Source organism: Pseudoalteromonas sp. UBA2102, assembly GCF_002331165.1.
Lineage (GTDB): Bacteria > Pseudomonadota > Gammaproteobacteria > Enterobacterales > Alteromonadaceae > Pseudoalteromonas > Pseudoalteromonas atlantica.
The window spans coordinates 38,281-60,376 of record NZ_DCYU01000071.1; the positions used below are offsets into that span (position 1 = coordinate 38,281).

At 41.9% G+C, this 22,096-nt stretch carries 20 protein-coding genes; 14 read left to right on the plus strand and 6 right to left on the minus strand.

Features of this window, described 5'->3' with window-relative positions; translation table 11 throughout:
• Positions 1-2,526, plus strand: a 2,526-nt coding sequence (gene glnE / locus B2R65_RS09780) for a bifunctional [glutamate--ammonia ligase]-adenylyl-L-tyrosine phosphorylase/[glutamate--ammonia-ligase] adenylyltransferase (RefSeq protein ID WP_286742215.1), incomplete at its 5' end; no start/stop codon positions are given.
• A gap of 63 nt (positions 2,527-2,589) precedes the next feature.
• Here glnE and B2R65_RS09785 read toward each other — a convergent pair.
• From B2R65_RS09785 to tolC, 3 genes are all read right to left on the minus strand, one after another.
• On the minus strand, positions 2,590-3,162 hold the full coding sequence (locus B2R65_RS09785) for a TcpQ domain-containing protein (protein WP_286742217.1): 573 nt from the start codon (positions 3,160-3,162) through the stop codon (positions 2,590-2,592).
• A 38-nt stretch (positions 3,163-3,200) separates the two neighbouring features.
• Positions 3,201-4,130, minus strand: coding sequence for an LpxL/LpxP family Kdo(2)-lipid IV(A) lauroyl/palmitoleoyl acyltransferase (gene lpxL, locus B2R65_RS09790; RefSeq protein ID WP_054983765.1), 930 nt, complete (start codon positions 4,128-4,130; stop codon positions 3,201-3,203).
• A 97-nt stretch (positions 4,131-4,227) separates the two neighbouring features.
• Entirely contained in the window at positions 4,228-5,583 is a 1,356-nt protein-coding gene (tolC, locus tag B2R65_RS09795; protein WP_029772380.1) for an outer membrane channel protein TolC, read from the minus strand.
• Between the two features lie 150 nt (positions 5,584-5,733).
• Between tolC and B2R65_RS09800 the strand changes: the two genes are divergently transcribed.
• From B2R65_RS09800 to B2R65_RS09845, 10 genes are all read left to right on the plus strand, one after another.
• A complete protein-coding gene (locus B2R65_RS09800; RefSeq protein ID WP_004587962.1) occupies positions 5,734-6,360 on the plus strand; it encodes an NUDIX domain-containing protein in 627 nt (208 codons plus the stop codon).
• A 26-nt stretch (positions 6,361-6,386) separates the two neighbouring features.
• Positions 6,387-6,845 carry a DUF1249 domain-containing protein gene (locus tag B2R65_RS09805; protein ID WP_024031550.1) on the plus strand — a complete coding sequence of 153 codons (459 nt, stop codon included), beginning with the start codon at positions 6,387-6,389 and terminating at the stop codon, positions 6,843-6,845.
• Positions 6,832-7,617 (plus strand): metallophosphoesterase, encoded by a 786-nt coding sequence (locus B2R65_RS09810; RefSeq protein ID WP_286742223.1) that lies wholly within the window; start codon positions 6,832-6,834, stop codon positions 7,615-7,617. Before B2R65_RS09805 ends, B2R65_RS09810 begins: the two co-directional genes overlap by 14 nt.
• The gene (locus B2R65_RS09815; RefSeq protein WP_004587965.1) at positions 7,602-8,171 is read left to right on the plus strand and encodes a YqiA/YcfP family alpha/beta fold hydrolase; all 570 of its coding nucleotides are present in this window, start codon (positions 7,602-7,604) and stop codon (positions 8,169-8,171) included. The genes B2R65_RS09810 and B2R65_RS09815 overlap by 16 nt, the downstream gene beginning before the upstream one ends.
• A 26-nt stretch (positions 8,172-8,197) precedes the next feature.
• Complete coding sequence (gene parE, locus B2R65_RS09820; RefSeq protein WP_055254871.1) at positions 8,198-10,087, plus strand: DNA topoisomerase IV subunit B; 1,890 nt, start codon at positions 8,198-8,200, stop codon at positions 10,085-10,087.
• Between the two features lie 30 nt (positions 10,088-10,117).
• On the plus strand, positions 10,118-11,212 hold the full coding sequence (locus B2R65_RS09825) for a PQQ-dependent sugar dehydrogenase (protein ID WP_286742226.1): 1,095 nt from the start codon (positions 10,118-10,120) through the stop codon (positions 11,210-11,212).
• Between the two features lie 10 nt (positions 11,213-11,222).
• Complete coding sequence (gene parC, locus B2R65_RS09830) at positions 11,223-13,517, plus strand: DNA topoisomerase IV subunit A (RefSeq protein ID WP_004587968.1); 2,295 nt, start codon at positions 11,223-11,225, stop codon at positions 13,515-13,517.
• A gap of 169 nt (positions 13,518-13,686) precedes the next feature.
• Positions 13,687-14,400: a 1-acylglycerol-3-phosphate O-acyltransferase gene (locus tag B2R65_RS09835; RefSeq protein ID WP_286742229.1), complete on the plus strand. Its 714-nt coding sequence runs from the start codon at positions 13,687-13,689 to the stop codon at positions 14,398-14,400.
• The gene (gene rraB, locus B2R65_RS09840) at positions 14,400-14,735 is read left to right on the plus strand and encodes a ribonuclease E inhibitor RraB (RefSeq protein WP_004587970.1); all 336 of its coding nucleotides are present in this window, start codon (positions 14,400-14,402) and stop codon (positions 14,733-14,735) included. The genes B2R65_RS09835 and rraB overlap by 1 nt, the downstream gene beginning before the upstream one ends.
• A gap of 679 nt (positions 14,736-15,414) precedes the next feature.
• Positions 15,415-16,590, plus strand: coding sequence for a polysaccharide lyase family 7 protein (locus tag B2R65_RS09845; RefSeq protein WP_286742232.1), 1,176 nt, complete (start codon positions 15,415-15,417; stop codon positions 16,588-16,590).
• A 54-nt stretch (positions 16,591-16,644) separates the two neighbouring features.
• Here the strand turns inward: B2R65_RS09845 and B2R65_RS09850 are convergent, their stop codons facing one another.
• Entirely contained in the window at positions 16,645-17,616 is a 972-nt protein-coding gene (locus B2R65_RS09850) for a zinc transporter ZntB (RefSeq protein ID WP_029772374.1), read from the minus strand.
• Between the two features lie 278 nt (positions 17,617-17,894).
• Between B2R65_RS09850 and B2R65_RS09855 the strand changes: the two genes are divergently transcribed.
• The 3 genes from B2R65_RS09855 to B2R65_RS09865 are packed head-to-tail and all read left to right on the plus strand — an operon-like array spanning position 17,895 to position 20,284.
• Entirely contained in the window at positions 17,895-18,323 is a 429-nt protein-coding gene (locus B2R65_RS09855) for an ATP-dependent zinc protease family protein (RefSeq protein WP_024031556.1), read from the plus strand.
• Between the two features lie 10 nt (positions 18,324-18,333).
• Complete coding sequence (rimK, locus tag B2R65_RS09860) at positions 18,334-19,239, plus strand: 30S ribosomal protein S6--L-glutamate ligase (protein ID WP_286742235.1); 906 nt, start codon at positions 18,334-18,336, stop codon at positions 19,237-19,239.
• The gene (locus tag B2R65_RS09865) at positions 19,226-20,284 is read left to right on the plus strand and encodes a succinylglutamate desuccinylase/aspartoacylase family protein (RefSeq protein WP_286742236.1); all 1,059 of its coding nucleotides are present in this window, start codon (positions 19,226-19,228) and stop codon (positions 20,282-20,284) included. The genes rimK and B2R65_RS09865 overlap by 14 nt, the downstream gene beginning before the upstream one ends.
• A gap of 74 nt (positions 20,285-20,358) precedes the next feature.
• On the opposite strand, the gene B2R65_RS09870 is transcribed toward B2R65_RS09865, so the two are convergent.
• Together B2R65_RS09870 and B2R65_RS09875 are read right to left on the minus strand one after the other, a co-directional pair.
• A complete protein-coding gene (locus B2R65_RS09870; RefSeq protein WP_029772372.1) occupies positions 20,359-20,931 on the minus strand; it encodes a mechanosensitive ion channel domain-containing protein in 573 nt (190 codons plus the stop codon).
• Positions 20,932-21,001: 70 nt separating this feature from the next.
• Positions 21,002-22,096 (minus strand): ShlB/FhaC/HecB family hemolysin secretion/activation protein (locus B2R65_RS09875; protein WP_286742239.1); only part of this gene is annotated, 1,095 nt, incomplete at its 5' end.

The following is a 22,096-nucleotide window of genomic DNA, read 5'->3' on the forward strand; positions in this document are numbered from 1 at the left end:
CGAGAAAAATACTGGTTAAAAGTAGCGTACCTCGATTTGTGTTGCGATAACCCAATCAGTGACAGCATAAAATACATAAGCCTATTAGCTGATATGCTTATTAATAGCGCAAATAGATGGGCCCATGCGCAAACGGCAAAAACAGCAGGGGAGCCATTAGATGAGCAAGGTAACTCTTTGCCTTTAATGGTTTTAGGCATGGGTAAATTGGGCGGCCACGAGCTTAATTATTCATCAGATATAGATTTGATTTTTGCCTACCCGCGCAATGTACCGACCCAAGGTGGGCGTAAACGTATTGAAGCCCAAGTGTTTTACACCAAAGTAGCGCAAAAACTGATTAATGCACTTAATCAAGTAACCGGCAATGGCCAAGTATTTAGGGTTGATATGCGCTTGCGCCCATTTGGTGAAAGTGGGCCTTTAGTGATGAGCTTTCACGCCATAGAAGATTACTACCAGGAGCAAGGGCGCGATTGGGAGCGTTACGCCATGTTAAAAGGGCGGCTAATTGGCACACCCAATCAATATTGGGATGAATTTATACAGCTTTTAAAGCCCTTTGTTTATCGTCGATATATTGATTTTTCGGTGATTGAATCGCTGAGAAAAATGAAGCTTATGATAGCTCAAGAGGTTCGCCGAAAACGCCTGACCAACAATATAAAACTAGGTGCTGGTGGCATTCGCGAGGTTGAATTTATTGTACAAGCTTTACAAATGGTCCGTGGTGGGCGAGAAGCTAACTTACAAACCCAATCGTTACTGTATGCCTTAGAGCAGTTAACGTTAAACCAAGCGATGGATGAGCAAGAAGCGAATGAGCTAAAGCGCAACTACTTACACTTGCGTAAAGTAGAGCAATACTTGCAAATGTTTGACGATCAACAAACACAAACCCTGCCCGATGATGAGCTTAATCAAGAGCGCTTAAATTACTTACTCGAGTCTGAAAGTTTTAACCATACCATGAGCGATATTGAGCAGGTTATGGCCAAAATTCACGATGAATTTTTATTGGTGATAGGGGAGGAAACCGTTCCCCTTGATACCTGCGAAGGTGCGTTTATAAGTGCTTGGGATCATGGTGATGTTAGCTTTTTAAACGATATAAAAAATCAGTGGCAAGTACCACTTCATGATTTTAAACAACGTTTGAGTAAGGTAAATATAGGTAATCGTGGGCGAGATATTCTCGACAAACTAATGCCTTTATTGCTCAAACAGCTTAGTGACTTTAATGCCAGCGGTGAAACATTTACCTTGGTATGCCAAATTTTAAATAAAATTGTATCGCGTACTGCTTACCTTGAATTGCTTTACGAAAACCAAGGTGCGCTAAAGCAGCTTGTTTTATTATGTTGCCATAGTAAATGGATAGGGGAGCATATTTCCCGTTATCCTATTTTGCTTGATGAGCTAATAGACCCTGCTGCGCTTTACAAACCTACGCCGTTGAGCGCCTATAAAGATGAAATACGGCAATATTTTTTGCGTATAGAACACGACGACCTAGAGCTACAAATGGAAGCGCTTAGGCAGTTTAAGCAAACACATCAATTACGTATTGCGGCTGCCGATGCAACCGGTGTGATTGATGTTATGAAAGTAAGCGATCACTTAACGGCTCTTGCCGAGGCTGTGGTAGACCAAGCCGTTAATATAGCGTGGTATAACACGGTTAAGCGCTTTGGCATGCCACCAAATACAGATGATGAACACAAAGGCTTTGCCGTTATTGCGTACGGTAAAACGGGCGGCTTTGAAGTAGGCTACGACTCCGACCTAGACCTCGTGTTTGTGCATAATCACGACGGTAATAGCAGCACCAATGGCGATAAATCGATTACCTCACGACAGTTTTATTTAAAACTTGCACAGCGCTTAATGCATTTATTTAATACCCGTACCGCCTCGGGCATATTGTATGAGCTTGATACACGCCTGCGCCCTGAAGGCGCCTCTGGTTTATTGGCTATTAACTTAGAGAGCTTTAATCATTATCAGCAAACCCAAGCATGGACTTGGGAGCACCAAGCGCTTGTGCGCGCCCGCGTTATATTAGGCCAAGATGAGCTAAGAGCGCGTTTTGCACAAATTCGTAAAGAGATATTATGTGCCCCACGGGATGTAGATACACTTAAGCAAGATGTGCTTAAAATGCGCGAAAAAATGCGCACGCACTTAGCTAAAGGAAACTCTGAGCAATTTGATTTAAAACAAGATGTGGGCGCCATGACCGACATTGAATTTATAACTCAATACCTAGTGCTCAAAAACGCGAATCAGTTTAGCCAGCTAACGGTGTTTTCCGATAATGTAAGAATACTTACAGACGCTGCTGCGATTGGTTGTATCACTAAAACCCAAAAGCAGCAGTTAATCCAGGCGTATATTGATTATCGCTCACGTTATCACGTATTAAGCCTAAATCAGCAAGGTCGCTTGGTGTCGCGTAAGGAGTATCAAACCGATATAGAAAGTGTAACGGCATGCTGGAATGTAATATTTGAACTAGAAACATAAACACTAAAAACCCAAGCACAGGCTTGGGTTTTTATTATGTATGGGGTTGGTTTATTTACGCTGCTAAGTATTAAGCTTTAAACAATTGCTGCGCACAAATTCAGAAGGTAATTCAGTGATCACCGCTGCGCGCTGTTTGAAGCAAAAAAAAGTATAGACTTCATTTTCAAAGTCATCATTAATTGCACTACCAACTTGGTAAAGCGCTGAGGTAAAACTGCTATCAACCCTAAAATAATCTTTTACAACGTAGTCTTTACTCAAATACCAATATAATTGAATACCTTCGCTTTTAGCGTATTGGTCCAGTACGCCTTTTAACGTTGAGCCGCTTTCAAAGCGTCTTGGTTCACTTGTTCCTGTCCAGCTAGCAGGCATAGGGTCAACGGCTCTGCCGCGCTCTGCTAAAACACGATCAAGTGTTTGCTCGGGCTTTTTAAGCTGCAGTACAAACTTATCGCGCTCCTTATCGGATTTAACTTGGTTACGGATAGACGAATAAAAGCGAGAAAGCCCCTCGGCAGCTGCGTTTTTAGTCTCTTTTATGTCAAACAATGGTCCCGCTCCGACTAACACATAGATAGCCAGTAAAATTAATGCAACTGCTAGTATTAAATGCTTAACCCAAAACCACATAACTCATGCTCATTTATTATCATTATTTATTTATACCACTACTTTTTATAAAAAGAAGGAGTATTTTTATCAGGGCGTGTTTTAAAACGGCGGTGCAGCCACATGTATTGCTCAGGCGCAGCGTTAATTGATTGCTCAACGCGCTGATTTACACGTGTTACATCTGCTTTATCATCGCCGCTTGGGAAATTTTCAAGCTCAGGTACTATTTCTAAATGGTATTTACCGTGCTCATCACGACGACTAATTAGGCTCATGGTTTCGCAGTGTTTACTTGCTGCAAACAGTAATGTACCTGTGGTTGTGGCTGTATCTGGCACTGCGTAAAAAGGCACAAATTCACAGCGGTTACGGCCGTAGTCTTGGTCGGGTAGGTAATAACACACCTTTTTATTTTTTAGTGACTTTAACAAGCCTTTTACGTCTTTTCGTCCAATTAAATACTCGTTAGAACGAAGGCGGCCATTGGTTGTAAAGTATTCCATGAGTGCATTGTTATGTGGGCGGTAAAACCCCAGCCCTTGGCATTTGGTGCCCATAACACGACTCGCCATTTCTAAATGCAAAATATGCGGCACCAATAGCAATACGCCTTTACCTTGAGCCTGCACGCGCTCAAAGTGCTCTAATCCTTTGATAGAGCCATACGCTTTTTTAACGCGCCACTGCGGCCACCACCAGGCCATGCCAGTTTCAACCATGGCAATACCGGTGTTTTCCATATTTTTTAGCACAAGCTGTTGTTGCTCAGCTTCGCTCATATCAGGAAAACACAGCTTTATATTAACCTCGGCAATATGGCGACGACGTTTCATAAATTTATGTACTAAGCGCCCTAATAACTTACCTAAGCTAAGCTGAATTTTTTGTGGCAACCACGAAATCAAATACAAAAAGAAAACGCCAATCCACGTTAGCCAATAACGAGGGCCTAAAAACGAGGCTTTAAAAGGAGATGAGGTGACCACAAAATACTCTCTAAAATAAAAACGCTAGTTTAACGCTTAGTGTTATAAAATACAAAAAGCCAGCAATGGCTGGCTTTAAACGTTACTCTTTAACTTATTAGGCTTTTTTTAAGCCTTGGTTAATACCCAGTAAATCGGCACTTGTTAGTGTACCTGCAGCTTGCTTTAAGCGAAGCGTAGATAACACGTAACGATAGCGTACATCAGCTAGGTTACGTTTTGCATCATACAAGTTTTGCGTGCTTACAAGCACATCAACAATAGTACGCGTGCCTACTTCAAAGCCAGCTTCTGTTGCTTTAAGCGCACTTTGCGCTGATACCACGGCTTGCTCTAAGGCTTTGTAAGTCGCGATGTCTGATACAACTTGGTTGTATGAGGTAATAACGGTACGCGTTACGGCGCGGTAATTTGTTTCGTAATCTTGGCTGGCTGAAACATAAAACGCACGGGCTTGTTTAGTTGCAGCTACGGTTGCGCCGCCAGTGTACAGAGGAACACTTAAATTAACGGCAACCGATGTTGAGTCGGCACGTGGTTGGTCGTTAAAGCTTAAACCATTTATATTTTGGTCAGTTAAAGAATCACCGTAGCTGGCATCAAGTGTTAGCTTTGGGTAGTGGCCAGCTTTAGCAAGCGTGATCTGATCCTTAGCAATATCAACCGTGACTTTAGCCACTTGTAAGCTGATATTATTGTTCTCAGCTACTTTTACAAAGTCAGTCGATTTTTTAACCGGTTTTACTGTTGAAAATGTTTCGGTGTTTAAAAAATCAAGTTTTGCGTGGTACTTACCGGTTATTTCACGCAGTTGCTCGCGTGCGGTTTCAACGGCATTACTGGCAATAATTTCTTGTGCTACTGAGTTATCGTATTGTGCTTGCGCTTCGTGAACATCTGTAATTGCTGTAAGGCCAACTGCGTAGCGCTGTTTTGTTTGCTCTAACTGGCGTTCAATGGCACGCTTTTCGGCTTGCACAAATTCAAGGTTATCAATGGCGCTTAATACGTTAAAATAGCCTTCAGCAACGCGCACAATTAAGTTTTGTTTTGCGTTATCGTATTGCGCATTGGCTTGCAGCGCTTGTTTTTCGGCAATATCGAGTGTATTCCATGCGCCTAAGTCGAATAAGGTTTGGCTTAAACTAACACCACGCGTGAATTGGTCGGTATCGCTGTTTATTTTAACTTGGTCAGCTAAATCACCGACGCTTTGAAAAGAGGTAGAATCGCTTTTTTCATAGCCCATGCTTACGCCAATTTGCGGCAGTAATGCACTCATTGCTAAATCGCTCTCGTAAGATTGCGCATCTGCTTGGGCTTTTGCTTTTAAAACAGTGGGATCATTAGCAGTAGCAATTTCAAAAACTTGCATTAAATCTTCAGCACTTGCTGTGGTTGTGCCTAATGCGCACGACAAACTAACGAGCGCTGCAAGGATGTTCTTTTTCATGTTAGGTTCAGTCCTTAGACAAATTTTGTACTAAAAGCATGGTAACGTGTTTTGCTTAATAACTAAAAAAGAAATTAGTAAAACTGTATGTTCAAATGTAACAGAATATATTAACAAACTTTAATCGTTTAAATAAGCGGGATGTATAATATGGCAGATAAAAGCTTGGTTCAATTTACACATAAAGATGTGAGCTTAAAAGCAGTTAAAAGTCTGTATAATGGCTTTTTTAAGGTGGATATGTATGAGTTTGAGCATAGCCTGTTTAATGGTGGTACATCGCAACTTATAAAGCGCGAAATACTAGAGCGGGGTGATGCAATCGCTGTTCTACCTTATGATGTAACTACGCAAAGTGTACTTTTAATAGAGCAAATACGTATTGGCGCTATTAACAGCAAACACTCGCCCTGGCTGCTAGAATGTATTGCCGGTATGACCGATGGCAGTACCGATTACGAAGGGGTGGTAAAAAAAGAAGCCTATGAAGAGGCTGGACTTGAGCTTACTGACCTTGAATTTATGCTCTCTTACCTTTCAAGTCCGGGCGGTACCACTGAGCGCTTACATTTATACCTAGCACGGGCAGATTTAAGCCAAGTACAAAGTGGTGTATATGGCCTTGAAAGCGAAGGTGAAGACATTAAAACTCATATTTTAAGCCTTGATGATGCGCTTTCGCGCCTCAATAACGGTGAAATAGATAACGCGGCAACGGTAATCTGTTTACAGTGGTTGGCGTTAAATCGTGAAAAAATAAGCAGTAAGTGGACATAATTTTAACTTTTTAATACGGCGGTACTTTGACAGCACTTTTAGCAACCCAACGATATATTCAGAGCCTCCCAAAGTACATGACGCTTTGCGAGCATAATTACGTACGTCTTTCAAAACTATTACCTAAAGAGCGCAGCGCTAATAGTGTGCGTAAAGTTAAATTAGGTCATAGTGAATTTGCCATTATCATTGACGATAGTGCTAAGTACACACTGGATATTTCTATCAAACAGCTAACAGGGATGGTTAAGGGCGTTTCTCCTTTGTATTTAACAGTCAGGCTTTATCAAGATGCAAAAGTGGCTGAAATTATTCACCACGATTATCATCAACGGATAAAGCCATCTTATGGTTATCCAAATCCTAAAATGCACCAAAAAGATGAAAAGTATCAACTTAATGCATTTTTATATGACTGGTTAGTAGCCTGTGTAGAGCATGGCCGAGCAGTACTAAACTGGGATATAAACAATGGCTTGGTTTGATGAGCATTATCACTTTAACCGCTCATCGCTGCGTGTTGCGCATATAACCGATAGCCATTTATTTGCCGACCCTAACGCAGAGTACTTTAACGTAAACACCGCCGCGCATTTTGCACACGCATTAGCGCACATGGCCACGCAGTCATTAGATGCGGTTATATTTGGTGGTGATTTAACACAAGATCATAGTTTTGAATCTTATTTATTATTTGCTGAGCTTATTAATAACGCTGATTTGACCTGCCCAGTATTTTGGGTACCAGGCAATCATGATGAGATTGCCATGCTTAATCGTATCAGTGGTGGGAAAATAGTGTCGGCTAAACGCATTATCGCACAAGGATTTGAGCTGCTACTTATAAACTCAAAAGGCCCTACACCTGCAGGGTGGGTGTCTAGCGAGCACTTAAATGAAATCGCGGATTGTTTAGCAAGTTCGCAATCGCAGCATGTGGTGTTTTGTCATCACAACCCGCTTGCTATTAATGGCTACCTTGATAAACACATGCTTGAAAACGGCCCGCAATTATTAAACGTGTTAGTTAATAGCGCTAATGTAGCGGCGTTGCTGCACGGTCATGTGCATAATCACTATACGCAAACTTTTAGAGAGCTGAGTATTTATGCAACGCCCGCCAGTTCGGTGCAATTTACAAAAAATTGCCCGCAATGGCAGCAAGAAAACCACGGCCCCGCTTATCGAATGTTGCATTTAACGACACAGGACAATGCTTTAACAGTTAAAACGGATGTTGTATGGTTAAACGCGTAATTTATATTCATGGCTTTAATAGTTCTGAAAAATCATATAAAGCTGTGCGCTTTGGCGAGCTTATGGCAAACTATGACGTTGACTATTGCGTACCGCGTTTAAATCACGAGCCCTTACAAGCTATTTTACAGCTTGAGCATTTATTAACGCCAGATACCGCGTTACTTGGGAGCTCACTAGGTGGGTTTTATGCCACCTACTTGTCGCAGCGTTATAACCTGCGAGCAGCATTAATAAACCCAGCAGTAGCACCGTTTAACTTATTAGCGCCGCTTATTGGCCACAATTATAATCCGTATCAAGATTATCATTATGAGTTAAATACCAGCCACATGGATGCTTTAAAAGCATTGTATGTGCCTAAATTAACATCCCCCGAACTGCTCTATTTGTTGCAGCAAACGGGAGATGAAGTGTTAAATTATCAACACGCAGTAAATTATTTTTCACAATGCAAACAGTTAGTTGAGTTTGGTGGCGATCACAGCTTTGTTGGTTTTGAACGCACCTTAGATAGTATTGTAGAGTTTCTTAAATTACCTAAAACAAATTAGCCTAAGCGCATATAAAGATAAAAATTATGAGTCAGCAAAATTATAACGCCGAAGCCATTGAGGTTCTCAATGGATTAGAGCCGGTAAAACGCCGCCCTGGTATGTATACCGACACGGTACGTCCAAATCATTTAGGCCAAGAGGTTATCGATAACAGCGTCGATGAAGCCATGGCGGGCCATGCCACTAAAATTGATGTGATCTTACACGAAGATAACTCTCTTGAAGTTATAGACGATGGCCGTGGTATGCCTATAGATATTCACCCTGAGGAAGGTATTCCTGGGGTGGAGCTGATTTTTACCAAGCTGCATGCAGGTGGTAAATTCTCTAACAAAAACTATCAGTTTTCGGGCGGTTTACACGGGGTAGGTATTTCGGTTGTAAATGCGTTATCGCATCGTGTTGAAGTAACGGTAAGGCGCGACGCTCAACAATTTAGAATGGCCTTTGAAAACGGTGATAAAGTTGAAGACTTAAATGTCATTGGCACTGTTGGTAAGCGCAACACCGGTACAACCGTTCGATTTTGGCCCGATGCGAGTTACTTTGACTCAGCTAACTTTTCAATTACTAAATTAAACCACCTATTAAAAGCTAAAGCGGTTTTATGCCCAGGCTTGCGCATTAAGTTTGTTAATAAGCAAACTAAAGAAACGCAAGAATGGTTTTACGAAACAGGCTTAAAGGATTACTTAATTGAAGCTGTTAAAGGCTTTGAAGTACTGCCAAAAGACCCATTTGTAGGCGAGTTTTCAAGCTCGATTGAAGGGGCTGATTGGGCTGTTGTATGGCAACCTGAAGGCGGCGAATCGATTGCTGAGAGCTATGTAAACCTTATTCCTACCGCACAAGGTGGTACACACGTAAATGGTTTGCGCCAAGGCTTACTTGAAGCAATGCGCGAATTTTGTGAATTTAGAAACTTATTACCGCGTGGCGTAAAGCTTACCCCAGATGATATTTGGGAGCGCTGTAGCTATGTGTTATCGGTAAAAATGCAAGACCCACAATTTGCCGGCCAAACCAAAGAAAAGCTTTCTTCTCGCTCATGTGCAGCGTTTGTATCGGGTGTGGTTAAGGACTCATTTAGCTTATGGTTAAACGAGCACACAGACACTGCAGAATTGCTTGCTGAACTGTGTATTTCAAATGCACAGCGCCGATTGCGAGCGGCTAAAAAAGTAGTGCGCAAACGCGTTACCTCAGGCCCTGCGTTACCCGGTAAACTAACCGACTGTAGTGCCGCCGATAACGACCGTACCGAACTATTTTTGGTAGAGGGTGACTCAGCAGGTGGCTCGGCTAAGCAAGCACGCGATCGTGAGTTTCAGGCAATAATGCCACTGCGCGGTAAAATTTTGAATACGTGGGAAGTTGAATCAGGGCAAATATTAGCCTCGCAAGAGGTGCATGATATTTCGGTGGCGCTGGGTATTGACCCTGACTCAACTGATTTAACCGGCCTGCGTTATAATAAAATTTGTATATTGGCCGATGCTGACTCGGATGGACTACACATTGCCACCTTATTATGTGCTTTGTTTGTGCGTCATTTTCCGCAATTGGTTAAAACAGGGCATGTGTACGTGGCTATGCCACCACTGTTTAGAATCGACATTGGTAAAGAGGTGTATTACGCCCTCGATGAAGATGAAAAAACAGGTATTTTGGCCCGCATAGAAGCAGAGAAAAAACGCGGTAAAGTAAACGTGCAACGATTTAAAGGGCTGGGCGAAATGAACCCGCTGCAGCTGCGCGAAACGACAATGGACCCAAATACTCGCCGCTTAGTGCAACTCACGCTAGACGAAGAAGAGCAAACATTAGAAATGATGGATATGCTACTTGCTAAAAAACGCTCGTCAGACAGACGCCAGTGGCTAGAAGATCACGGTAATAAAGCACAGGTATAATAGGCTTGTGTTTAACACTTGGAGAGGCAAATGAATAAAATACTAGGAAGTTTATTATTGCTTGGCTTAACAACAGCCCCTGCAATGGCAAAAGACATACTAGACAAACTAACCGTAGCACCTGGGTTTGAGGTAAGCTTATTTGCTGATGATGTTGAAAATGCACGCCAGATAGCAGTATCAAAAAAAGGCATTGTTTACGCAGGTTCGCGCAAAGCAGGAAATGTGTATGCGTTAATCGATCATAACAGTGATGGCATAGCAGATAAAAAAATGGTGATTGCTGAGGGGCTAAATATGCCCTCTGGTTTAGCAATTAAAGATGGCGATTTATACGTAGGTGAAGTACACCGTATTATTCGCTTTAAAAACGTAGACACGCAGTTAAAAGACCCTAAATTTGACGTGGTTTACAACGCGTTGCCATCGGATCGTCACCACGGGTGGAAGTTTTTACGCTTTGCACCCACTGGCGAGCTTATTATTCCGGTTGGTGTTCCGTGTAATATATGCGCCGAAGATGAGCGTTACGGGCGTATTTTTGCACTTGATGTAGAAACAAAACAAATTAAAACAATAGCCCAAGGGGTACGCAACTCAGTGGGGTTTGACTTTCATCCAAGCACGCAAGCATTATGGTTTAGCGATAACGGCCGCGACATGATGGGTGATGATATTCCACCTGATGAAATTAACCGCGTAAGTAAAGAAAACGAGCACTTTGGTTTTCCTTACGTTCACGCCGGTGCCATTGTAGATCCTGAGTTTGGTAAAGGTAAAAACATTAGCGACTACAGCCCGCCAGCGCTTGCGCTAGGTGCTCACGTTGCGCCACTTGGCATTCATTTTTATACCGGTAAACAGTTCCCGGGCTTTTACAAAGAGCAGCTATTTGTTGCTGAACATGGCTCGTGGAATCGTACTAAAAAGTCAGGTTATAAAGTGGCTGTAGCCAATGTAGAGCAAGGGCGTATTACTAAATACACGCCATTTATTACCGGCTTTATGCATAACGAAACAACCTTTGGACGCCCAGTTGCATTTGCACAATTAAATGACGGCAGTCTGCTAATAAGCGACGATTACGCAAACGTGATCTACCGCGTAAGCTATAAGAAAAACTAGGTAAGCTTTAATGAGTGATACAGATACCTTGCTAATGCAAGGAATTGAACAACAAACAATGGGGCGTTTTACTGAAGACGCCTACTTAAATTACTCTATGTACGTAATTATGGACCGTGCATTACCGCATGTTGGTGATGGTTTAAAACCGGTTCAACGTCGTATTATTTATGCTATGAGTGAGCTGGGTTTATCGGCCGCTGCTAAATATAAAAAATCGGCTCGTACGGTAGGTGATGTATTAGGTAAATACCACCCGCATGGCGACAGTGCCTGTTACGAGGCTATGGTATTAATGGCACAGCCGTTTTCTTACCGTTACCCATTAGTCGATGGGCAAGGTAACTGGGGGGCAGCAGATGACCCTAAATCGTTTGCGGCAATGCGTTATACCGAAGCACGCTTATCAAAGTTCTCTGAGGTATTACTTAAAGAGCTAGGGCAAGGCACCGTTGATTGGACGCCAAACTTTGACGGCACTATGGACGAGCCATTAGTGTTACCGGCGCGCTTACCGCATATTTTGTTAAATGGCGTAACGGGTATTGCAGTAGGTATGGCAACCGATATTCCACCACATAATGTGCGTGAAGTAGCCAGTGCCTGTTGTTTATTACTTGATAAGCCTAAAACCGAGCTTGATGAGTTACTTGAGCTTGTGCACGCACCTGATTATCCAACCGACGCTGAAATAATTACCCCAAAAGCCGATATTCATAAAATATACAAAACCGGCCGAGGCTCAATTAAAATGCGCGCGGTGTATACTGAAGAGCATGGCGATATTGTTATTACGGCGCTACCGCATCAGTGTTCAGGGGCTAAAGTGCTTGAGCAAATAGCAGCGCAAATGAATGCTAAAAAGCTGCCAATGGTCGCTGATTTACGAGATGAGTCTGATCACGAAAATCCAACCCGTATTGTGATTGTACCGCGTTCAAACCGCATTAAAGCTGAGCCGTTAATGGCGCACCTATTTGCCACCACCGACCTTGAAAAAAACTACCGTGTAAACTTAAACATGCTAGGCCTTGATGGCCGCCCGCAAGTAAAAGACCTACGCAGTATTTTATCTGAGTGGCTAACGTTTAGACGCGAAACAGTACGCAGGCGCTTACAGCACCGTTTAGATAAAGTACTGGCACGATTGCATATTTTAGAAGGTTTACTTGCTGCCTTTTTAAATATTGATGAAGTAATTGAAATTATTCGCACAGAAGATAAACCAAAACCTGTGTTGATGGAGCGCTTTGATTTAACCGATACTCAAGCCGAAGCCATTTTAGAGTTAAAACTTCGTCATTTAGCAAAACTAGAAGAATTTAAAATACGTGGCGAGCAAGATGAGTTGGCCAAAGAACGTGACAAGTTAGAGCTAACGCTTGGCTCAGACCGTCGTATGTCAACGCTTCTTAAAAAAGAAATTCAAGAAGCGGCCGATATGTATGGCGACGATCGCCGCTCACCTGTTATTGAGCGCGTAGAAGCTAAAGCACTGAGTGAAAAAGATTTAATTCCTTCAGAGTCAGTAACAGTCGTGCTTTCTGATAAAGGCTGGGCACGTGTTGGTAAAGGCCATGACATTGATGTAGAAGGGCTTAATTACCGTGCTGGCGATGAATACAAAGCCTCTGCTAAGGGTAAGAGTAATCAGCCTGCGGTATTTTTAGACTCAGCAGGGCGTGCATTTGCAACCGATGCACACAGCTTGCCATCGGCACGTAGCCAAGGCGAGCCAATGACAGGGCGCTTTAACCTCACCACTGGAGCTAATTTTGAGCACGTGGTAATGGGTGAAGATAATCAAGTGCTACTTATGGCCTCTGACGCGGGTTATGGCTTTATTACTGACTTTAAAGACCTAGTAAGTAAAAATAAAAACGGTAAAGCCTTGGTGAGCGTGCCTAAGGGCGGAATTTTACTCTCACCAATCAGAGTAAACGATGTAGCAACCGATTACTGCATGGCCATTTCGAACGAAGGACGCATGCTGTTGTTCCCACTGCGCGACTTACCAAAACTGGGTAAAGGTAAAGGCAATAAAATTATCTCTATACCAGGGGCTAAAGTGCAAGCACGTGAAGAGTTTGTCAAAGTGCTGGCGGTGGTACCACAAGGCAGTAGCGTTACCCTTCATGCTGGTAAACGAAAGCTAACGCTTAAACCGAGTGACCTGGAGCATTATCATGGTGAGCGCGGGCGTAGAGGTAATAAGTTACCGCGAGGCCTGCAGCGTGTTGATGAAGCTGTGGTGGAGTTTACGCCGGCAGATGAGCAAAATGATGACACATTAGTCGAAGAATAAACCCGAAATATACACCTCTAACGGCCTGCTTTTGCAGGCCGTTTTTGTTTATGCTGTATTTTTCAGCTTACAGCTGTTCGCTATTGTCTCGTGATCGTCATAAAATCACGTTATAATAGTGAAATATGCGTGGCTTATAGCGCATTGCACACACATTTTGGAGAGAAGTTTGTTAGCTGTTATACGTATTTTAATTATGGTGCTGTTTATATTTTTCAGCTGCGTGTTTGGGTTGTTATTGTCGATTGTGAGACCGTTTCACCCTAATAATGTGCATGTGATAGCCGGCTGGTTTGGCTCAATGGCTAAAATGTTAGGGGTTAAACTTGTCCTTAAACGCCACCCTGATGCGCTCAATACTGGCCCTGCGGTTTACCTATCAAACCATCAAAACAATTACGATTTATTTACTGTATCGGCTATAGTGCCTGAAAACTGCGTTAGCTTAGGCAAAAAAAGCTTAAAGTGGATCCCATTTTTTGGACAACTTTACTGGTTGTCGGGCAACATATTGATTGATAGAGCCAATCGCTCAAAAGCGGCAGGTACAATTTCAAAAGCCGCTGAAAAAATTAAACAAAAAGGCCTATCTATTTGGGTATTTCCCGAAGGCACAAGAAGCTATGGCCGAGGTTTACTGCCATTTAAAACCGGTGCATTTCACACCGCTTTAAGCGCAGATGTACCCATAGTGCCGGTATGTATGAGCACAACTGATAAAACTATTAAGCTAAACCGCTGGGATAATGGTACAATTTACATTGAAATGTTAGCGCCTATATCACTTGATAAAAAAGTGAGTGCCCGTGAACAGGCCACCCAAGTGCATAGTATTATGGCTGCTAAAATAACTGAATTAGATGCTCAAGCGAGAGATAAATAATGGAAAACTGGCGTGAAATAAGTGAAGACATCGTAAGTTCACTACTTGAAGATGGCTCTGATCCTGAAATACTTTATGAAGTTGAGCATCATTTTGTATGCGAAGATTTTAGCAAATTAGAGCAAGCGGCACTGGCTGCCTTTAAATTAGGCTACGATGTTGAAGAACCGGCAGAGCTTGAGCTAGAAGATGGCAGCAAAATTTGGAGCTTTGATATTGTAGTCGAAGCTGAGCTAGACGTTGAAGTTATAATGGAAGACGTTGATAAACTTGCAGCGTTAGCTGTTGAGTGTGACGTTGAATACGACGGTTGGGGCACTTACTTTCAAGAGTAAGGCGTTAGCTAGTTGATAAGGGCGAGCATTTATATATGCTCGCTTTTTTGTGCACAGAGTAAACATGACTCTTTAAACCGCTGCCTATTTTCAGATATTAATTCATTTTTAGTGTAATGGCGTATTAATACCCCCTTTATTTTGCCTTATTTAACGGCAAAAATTTAACACTTTTCGTGTTACCAATTTTATTTTTGTTATAACCAATTATTATCTTTCATATAAAAAACTTAATTATCTTTAATTTATTCATTAAAAGTTAAGCTTGTTCATATTCTTATTGGTAATAGGGCTTATTTCGACGTACTACTTATTCATTAAATTGAAAAATATTTTTATTTATTGCTAACCTGTCCCTAATGTGTAACATGTTGAATAGTTATAACTATTTACAAGTTGTAAATGCAATATTTAATAAAACTAATACATATTTGCTATTACATCCTCTGTTGACATATTGGTAACAAAGAATATAGCCTTTAGCTCGCCATATGGCATTAATATTGGTAAGGCCAATTTAAGGGTTTTAGATTGATTTTTGTAACCCGAGTGTTCTTGCCAAATCTATTCATACACAAAAATAGAAACCTGTTTACACTGGGTGATCTAAGTTTTAGTGACTGACACAAAACTAGGTAGTTAGGTTATTTTTATATTCAGGTTTAAAGGAATAAAGATAATGATTAACCATAAAAAACTGTTTTTTTACAGCGCAATTGCGACAAGTTCAGCGCTATCTCATGCTGCAACAATTAATAATGCAGGCTTTGAAAGTGGCTTTAGTAATTGGAACGAAACCGACCCAGCCGCTATTTCTTCGGATTCTTACAGTGGCTCAAAATCGTTAAAAATTCAGGGCAGTCCAGCACGGGTTTATCAAGTGGTAGATATACAGCCTAACACTGAATACACCCTAAGTGCTTATGTGCTGGGTAAAGGGCAAATTGGTGTAAACGATTTAAATGGTTTATTTAAAAACCAAACCTTTAATGTTTCTTCGTGGACTAAAGTAACAAAAACATTTACCTCAGCAAACACCAATTCACTTCAGGTTTTTGCTAAACATTACAACAACACCAGCGATGTAAGGTTTGATAATTTTGCCTTGGTTGAGGGCAGCGGCAGTAATGATGGTGGCTCAGATGGCGGCAGCGATAACTCAAATGGTTCAACAATACCTAGCAGCATAACCAGTGGTAGCATTTTTGATTTAGAAGGGGATAACCCAAATCCTCTCGTTGACGATAGCACCTTAGTGTTTGTGCCGTTAGAGGCACAACATATTACGCCTAATGGTAATGGCTGGCGTCATGAGTATAAGGTTAAAGAAAGCTTACGCGTTGCTATGACTCAAACCTATGAAGTATTCGAAGCTACGGTAAAAGTTGAGATGTCTGATGGCGGAAAAACAATTATATCGCAGCACCATGCTAGTGATACCGGCACTATATCTAAAGTGTATGTGTCGGATACTGATGAATCGGGCTTTAATGATAGCGTAGCGAACAACGGGATTTTTGATGTGTACGTACGTTTACGTAATACCAGCGGTAATGAAGAAAAATTTGCTTTGGGTACAATGACCAGCGGTGAGACATTTAACTTGCGGGTGGTTAATAACTACGGCGATGTAGAGGTTACGGCATTCGGTAACTCGTTCGGTATACCGGTAGAGGATGATTCGCAGTCATACTTTAAGTTTGGTAACTACCTGCAATCGCAAGACCCATACACATTAGACAAATGTGGTGAGGCCGGAAACTCTAACTCGTTTAAAAACTGTTTTGAGGATTTAGGCATTACAGAGTCAAAAGTGACGATGACCAATGTGAGTTATACGCGCGAAACTAATTAATTAGTGACTTATTATGGCCACTCAATTGAGTGGCCATAATAAAAAAACTTTATCTTATAACCATTTTTTATTTTTAAAGTACACGCCAATACCGCCAGTAAGCACAATTAAAAAAATCACAAATGCACTAAATGCATAAGGGTTTTCGGTACCAGGTATGCCACCTACATTTACCCCTAAAAGGCCCGTTAAAAAGCCCAGTGGTAAAAAAAGCGCAGCCACAACCGACATTACATACATGCGTTGATTTAATTGCTCAGACACTTGGTTAGTAATGGTTTGCTGAATAATTTGCGCACGCTCTATGGCGCTATCTAGCTCTTCTAAATAACGAATAAGTAAGTTAGTGGTTTCGTTTAGCTTTGCTTTATCTTCATCTAAAAGCCAGGGGTAATGGTTATTTACCATTAAACTTAACGCTTCCTTTTGCGGTTTTAAGTAACGCTTTAAGGCAATAGTTTGACGGCGCAGTTGAGATAAACCTTGGTTATCAAACTTTTTACTTGGCTCGTCTATTTCTTCTTCAAATTCATCCAGGGTTTCATCAAGCGTATCAATGACACTTTGCATGCGTGATGTCAGTTTTTGCGTAATAGAGCCGACCAACTCTGATATTGAGCATGGGCCGTGGCCAGCATTAAGCTCTGCTAATATATCTTGAATCGAAAGTAAGCGACGTTTGCGCGTTGTGATAACCACAGATTCGCTAATAAATAAACGAATTGACACCATGTCCTCAGGGCTTTGCGCTGGGTTTAAATTTACACCACGTAAAAACAGCATATGGCCATTGGTACTAGGTGTTAAGCGAGGGCGAGTTTCATCAGCAATAAGCGAATCAAGCTCAAAGTCGGTAAGGTGAGCCTGGCTTTTAAGCCACGTTACTGCCTCGCTTTGGCTGTAGTCCATATGTATCCACAGTTTACCTTGGCTAGGGTGCCAGTTATTTAAATCGCGGGTGTTTTCTATGGCGTGCGCGCCGCCTTTTTCATCAAGCACCAGTGCATGCAGTAAACCATTAATCATATTTTAAACTCATATAATAGTGTATTTTTAATACAGTTAACTATAGTGTATCTGCATAGTGCTTTACAAACTTACTTTAACTTTTAATAAGTTAGCGTTAAGGTAAAACCTATATGCAGGCTTTAATTGCTAAATAAGGCACTAAACAGCAAGGCGCGCATTGTGTGATTAGTTCCTATAAAAGATCAATTTAATTTACTCATCGACTAGATAAATTTATTTCGCTGGTGTTTTTTGCGCCGTAGCGTATAAGTCACTTTTTTATTAAGGGCACATTTATGACAGCAAAGTTAACTGTTGGTTGGCGTGAGTGGTTAAGTTTACCCGAGCTTGGCATCGAAAAGATAAAAGCAAAAGTTGATACTGGCGCCCGCACTTCATGTATTCATGCAATTAACATTGAAGAGTACAAAGAAGGCGAAGAAAAGTGGGTAAAATTTATAGTCCAACCATTGCAAGATGACGAACACACTCAGGTTGCTTGCACTGCAAAGGTTAAAAAAATTAAGGCGGTAACCAGCTCAAGTGGGCAAAAAGAGTTACGCTACTTTATAGAAACAACATTGCATGCAGGGCAGCACAGCTGGCCAATAGAAGTTACTTTAACGAGTCGGGCAACCATGAAGTTTAGAATGTTATTAGGGCGTACAGCCATGGAAAATCGTATAGTCGTTGATCCGGCTTTATCTCATTTATTAGATAGTTAAGGTTTTAACTATGAAAATTGGTATTTTATCTCGCAACAGAAATTTGTATTCAACGCGTCGCTTAATTGAAGCGGCAGAGGCACGCGGTCACGAGGTAAAGGTGATTGATGCGCTTCGTTGCTATATGAATATAAACTCAGAACAGCCAGAAATTCACTACCGTGGTGAAAATTTAAAAGGTTTTGACGCCATTGTTCCACGTATTGGTGCATCGGTGACGTTTTATGGTTGCTCTGTTTTACGTCAGTTCGAAATGATGGGGGTTTATCCTGTTAACGAATCGGTGGCTATTTCTCGTTCGCGCGATAAATTACGCTCACTTCAGCTGTTATCACGTAAAGGGGTAGGCATGCCGGTAACCGGTTTTGCCAGCAAACCAGATGACGTTAAAGACTTACTAGAAATGGTAGGCGGTGCTCCGGTTGTTATTAAATTACTTGAAGGCACACAAGGCATCGGTGTTGTACTTGCTGAAACACGCAAAGCGGCTGAAAGTGTTATTGAAGCGTTTATGGGTTTAAAAGCCAATATTATGGTTCAAGAATACATTAAAGAAGCTGGCGGAGCCGACATTCGTTGTTTTGTATTAGGTGATAAAGTAATAGCGGCCATGAAGCGCCAAGCGCAAGAAGGCGAGTTTCGCTCAAACCTTCACCGTGGTGGTAGCGCTACATTAGTACGCATTACTCCAGAAGAGCGTAAAACCGCCGTTGCTGCAGCAAAAGCCATGGGCTTAAATGTAGCGGGCGTTGATTTACTTCGTTCATCTCGTGGGCCGTTGGTAATGGAAGTAAACTCTTCTCCAGGCCTTGAAGGGATTGAAGTGGCAACAGGTAAAGATATTGCCGGTATGGTGATTGATTTCATCGAAAAAAATGCTGCTATTAAAGGAACCGCAACCCGTGGCAAAGGTTAAAATTAATCGTCCTTTTACCTTACTAGGTGAAAGTATTGGCGTGGGCGAGCGTAAAACCCTTGCCTTAGAGGCTGCTAAACTTTACACCCATTCACCGCTCAATATTCCTATTGAGGTGGTTAATGGTGTAATGGAAGGCCCAGTGCTGATGGTGTGTGCCGCTATTCATGGTGATGAACTAAATGGTGTAGAAGTTGTTCGCCAGCTGCTCTCTAAAATAGATGCAAGCCAACTGCGCGGAACCATAATTGCTGTGCCAATTGTTAATGTGTTTGGCTTTATTCATAAATCACGTTATTTACCCGATAGACGTGATATGAACCGCAGCTTTCCGGGCTCTGAGCGTGGATCGCTTGCGGGGCGTATGGCACATATGTTTTTTAATCAGGTGGCGGTACATTGTACCCACATTATTGATTTACATACGGGGGCGATTCACCGTACTAACTTACCGCAAATACGCGCTAATTTAGATGATGAAGCAACCGCTGAGATGGCCAAAGCATTTGGTACGCCAGCGGTTATAAATGCATCCCTTCGTAATGGCTCATTACGTAGTGAAGCCGCTAATTTAGGTATACCGGTGATTACTTACGAAGCCGGTGAAGCCCTACGTTTTGACCCCATTGCCATTGCAGCAGGTGTGCAGGGTGTGGATTATGTGATGCGGCATTTAAAAATGATCCGCGGCAAGCGTCCTAAAAAACTGCCCGAACCTATTATTGCAGGGTCTACAAGTTGGATACGCGCTGAGGTAGATGGCATTGTACGAGCGCAAGTATCGCTAGGTGAACACGTAGAAAAAGGCCAAGTGTTGGCGTACATAAGTAGCCCATTAGGTGATGCCGAACTTGAGCTTTTAGCGCCTAAAGGCGGTATTGTGATAGGCCAGCAAACTATGCCACTAGTAAACGAAGGGGATGCGGTATTCCACCTTGCTTACTTTGCAAATGATAACAGCTTAGTAGAGCAGCAATTAGAGCATTTTATTGACGAAATAAATGATTTAGATGAAGAGCTTAAAACAGCTGAGCTAAATAATTAGCATTATGTTAGCTAGTAAAAAGCCGCAATGAGGTTTGCCTTACTGCGGCTTTTTTGCGGATATAACTTTTAAAACTATGTCTTTTTAGGGCCAATAATCCGTTTTATTACCGGTGCCTTTGTAGGCTTAGGTTCTTTATTTAATACCATAACCGGGCGTGTCACAAACAGGTTATTAGGGTAAACAACTCGGTGCCCATCCACATGCTCAAGTAGCACGTTCATTAAACCTAATTCGACAATGCGCCCTTCTATATGGTTTGCGCCATCAACAATACGCACCCAATTTCCCACATGAAAACCATTTTGAATAAACATGAGTAAAAAAGCGGTAAGGTTACTAAGCAACGACCAAGCGGCAAATAAAGCGACCCCGAGCATAGCAAATAATGATGAGCCCAAAACTAATAGCCCGCGCAGCTCTATACCCCAAAAGATAAGCACTAAGCACAGCACTACAAACGCGAGTATTATTTTTAATAACAGCTCAGCTCTAAATTTACGATGAACATCTACTTTTCCTTTTATGGCTTTTTCGAGCAACTTTTTAGTGACTTTTAATAAAAGAGGAAAAAGTAAAATGGCCATAAGGGTAACAATCAATTTATATTGCGTACCCATTAGCTCTAAAAGCGCAAACAATTCCAAAGTGTGATCCCGTACTGTTTTTAGGAAAATTTAAAGCGCTAGTGTAACGCTTTCGTTTATTGCTCGCTATTTAAAAGGTGTTTTTAACACTCACGAGCCACTGCACCGAATCAACATCGTCGTAGCTATCAAGCGGGGCGGCAATATCAAGGTGGATCATGGTGCCAGAGTTTGCTCTGCTAGGTGCTAAACGCAAACCCACCCCAACATTTTTTAAAACATGATCGTTCTCGCCGTTGTCTTCATCGTTAAACCAAGCGCGGCCAACATCAACAAAGCCCGCTGCACCTACTTTAAATAGCTGCAGTAAATCGTACTCCCAGTAATAGCGTTTTTCTAGGCTGACTAAAAAGCTTCGGTCGCCATGCTGGTAATCCATAGGATAGCCACGAAGGCCCGTTTCGCCGCCAAGTGTTAGCTGCTTATCGGCGGTTAGGTTTTTAGCATACTGGGCACGGGCTTTAACAAACCAAGATTGGTTTTCGCTGGTATTTAAGTAGTACTGCACTTCGCTGGTGGCTAAAAAGTTTTCTAGTTGTTTTTGCTCTTTATTCCAATAACCATCCACTTGAGCACTAAAACGCCACAGCGTTCTGTCGGTAGTAAAGTGCGCTTTTTTAGCTTTTAACGAATACACGGCTCTGCTGTCATCATTACTTAGTGATTCATCTGAGTAGCCTAATAGGGCTTTAATATTCCACCCTAAATTTAAATCTTCGGTGCGCGAAATACTGTCAAAATTACGCACTTTTATATAACTGTCTTCAAACCAATGACCACTCACATAGGGGTAACTTAGTTGTCTATTTTTGGCCAAGGGAGCAAAGGTTGTTTCTATTTCTGCGAAGCTGTCTTCTTGGTTTACATAGCCAAGCGTTAAGCGCTGTGTCCAGCTATCAGATAATGCTTTAGAGTGGCCTAAAAAAGCGCTAAAAAAATCGGTTGTTTGATCAAACTCACTGTATTCATCACCACGGCGAAACAACGACTCTTCTCGCTGTTCAGAAAAGCTTTTAATACCATAGCTATAAGGTGTATCTATGGCGTAAAACGGATAGGTTAGCTCTAATAAGTGGCGTTTTCCGTCACTGTTGTCGGCATACTCTAAGCGCCCGCGATACCGGCTAGATAATATATTAGGATCGTCATAAACAAATAAATAACC

Coding starts and splice junctions, on each gene's coding strand:
- B2R65_RS09810 (WP_286742223.1), top strand. CDS start 6,832: ATGGCTTGGTTTGATGAGCATTATCACTTTAACCGCTCATCGCTGCGT.
- tolC (WP_029772380.1), bottom strand. CDS start 5,583: ATGAAAAAGAACATCCTTGCAGCGCTCGTTAGTTTGTCGTGCGCATTA.
- B2R65_RS09815 (WP_004587965.1), top strand. CDS start 7,602: ATGGTTAAACGCGTAATTTATATTCATGGCTTTAATAGTTCTGAAAAA.
- rimK (WP_286742235.1), top strand. CDS start 18,334: ATGAAAATTGGTATTTTATCTCGCAACAGAAATTTGTATTCAACGCGT.
- parC (WP_004587968.1), top strand. CDS start 11,223: ATGAGTGATACAGATACCTTGCTAATGCAAGGAATTGAACAACAAACA.
- B2R65_RS09825 (WP_286742226.1), top strand. CDS start 10,118: ATGAATAAAATACTAGGAAGTTTATTATTGCTTGGCTTAACAACAGCC.
- B2R65_RS09845 (WP_286742232.1), top strand. CDS start 15,415: ATGATTAACCATAAAAAACTGTTTTTTTACAGCGCAATTGCGACAAGT.
- parE (WP_055254871.1), top strand. CDS start 8,198: ATGAGTCAGCAAAATTATAACGCCGAAGCCATTGAGGTTCTCAATGGA.
- rraB (WP_004587970.1), top strand. CDS start 14,400: ATGGAAAACTGGCGTGAAATAAGTGAAGACATCGTAAGTTCACTACTT.
- B2R65_RS09855 (WP_024031556.1), top strand. CDS start 17,895: ATGACAGCAAAGTTAACTGTTGGTTGGCGTGAGTGGTTAAGTTTACCC.
- B2R65_RS09785 (WP_286742217.1), bottom strand. CDS start 3,162: ATGTGGTTTTGGGTTAAGCATTTAATACTAGCAGTTGCATTAATTTTA.
- B2R65_RS09800 (WP_004587962.1), top strand. CDS start 5,734: ATGGCAGATAAAAGCTTGGTTCAATTTACACATAAAGATGTGAGCTTA.
- B2R65_RS09850 (WP_029772374.1), bottom strand. CDS start 17,616: ATGATTAATGGTTTACTGCATGCACTGGTGCTTGATGAAAAAGGCGGC.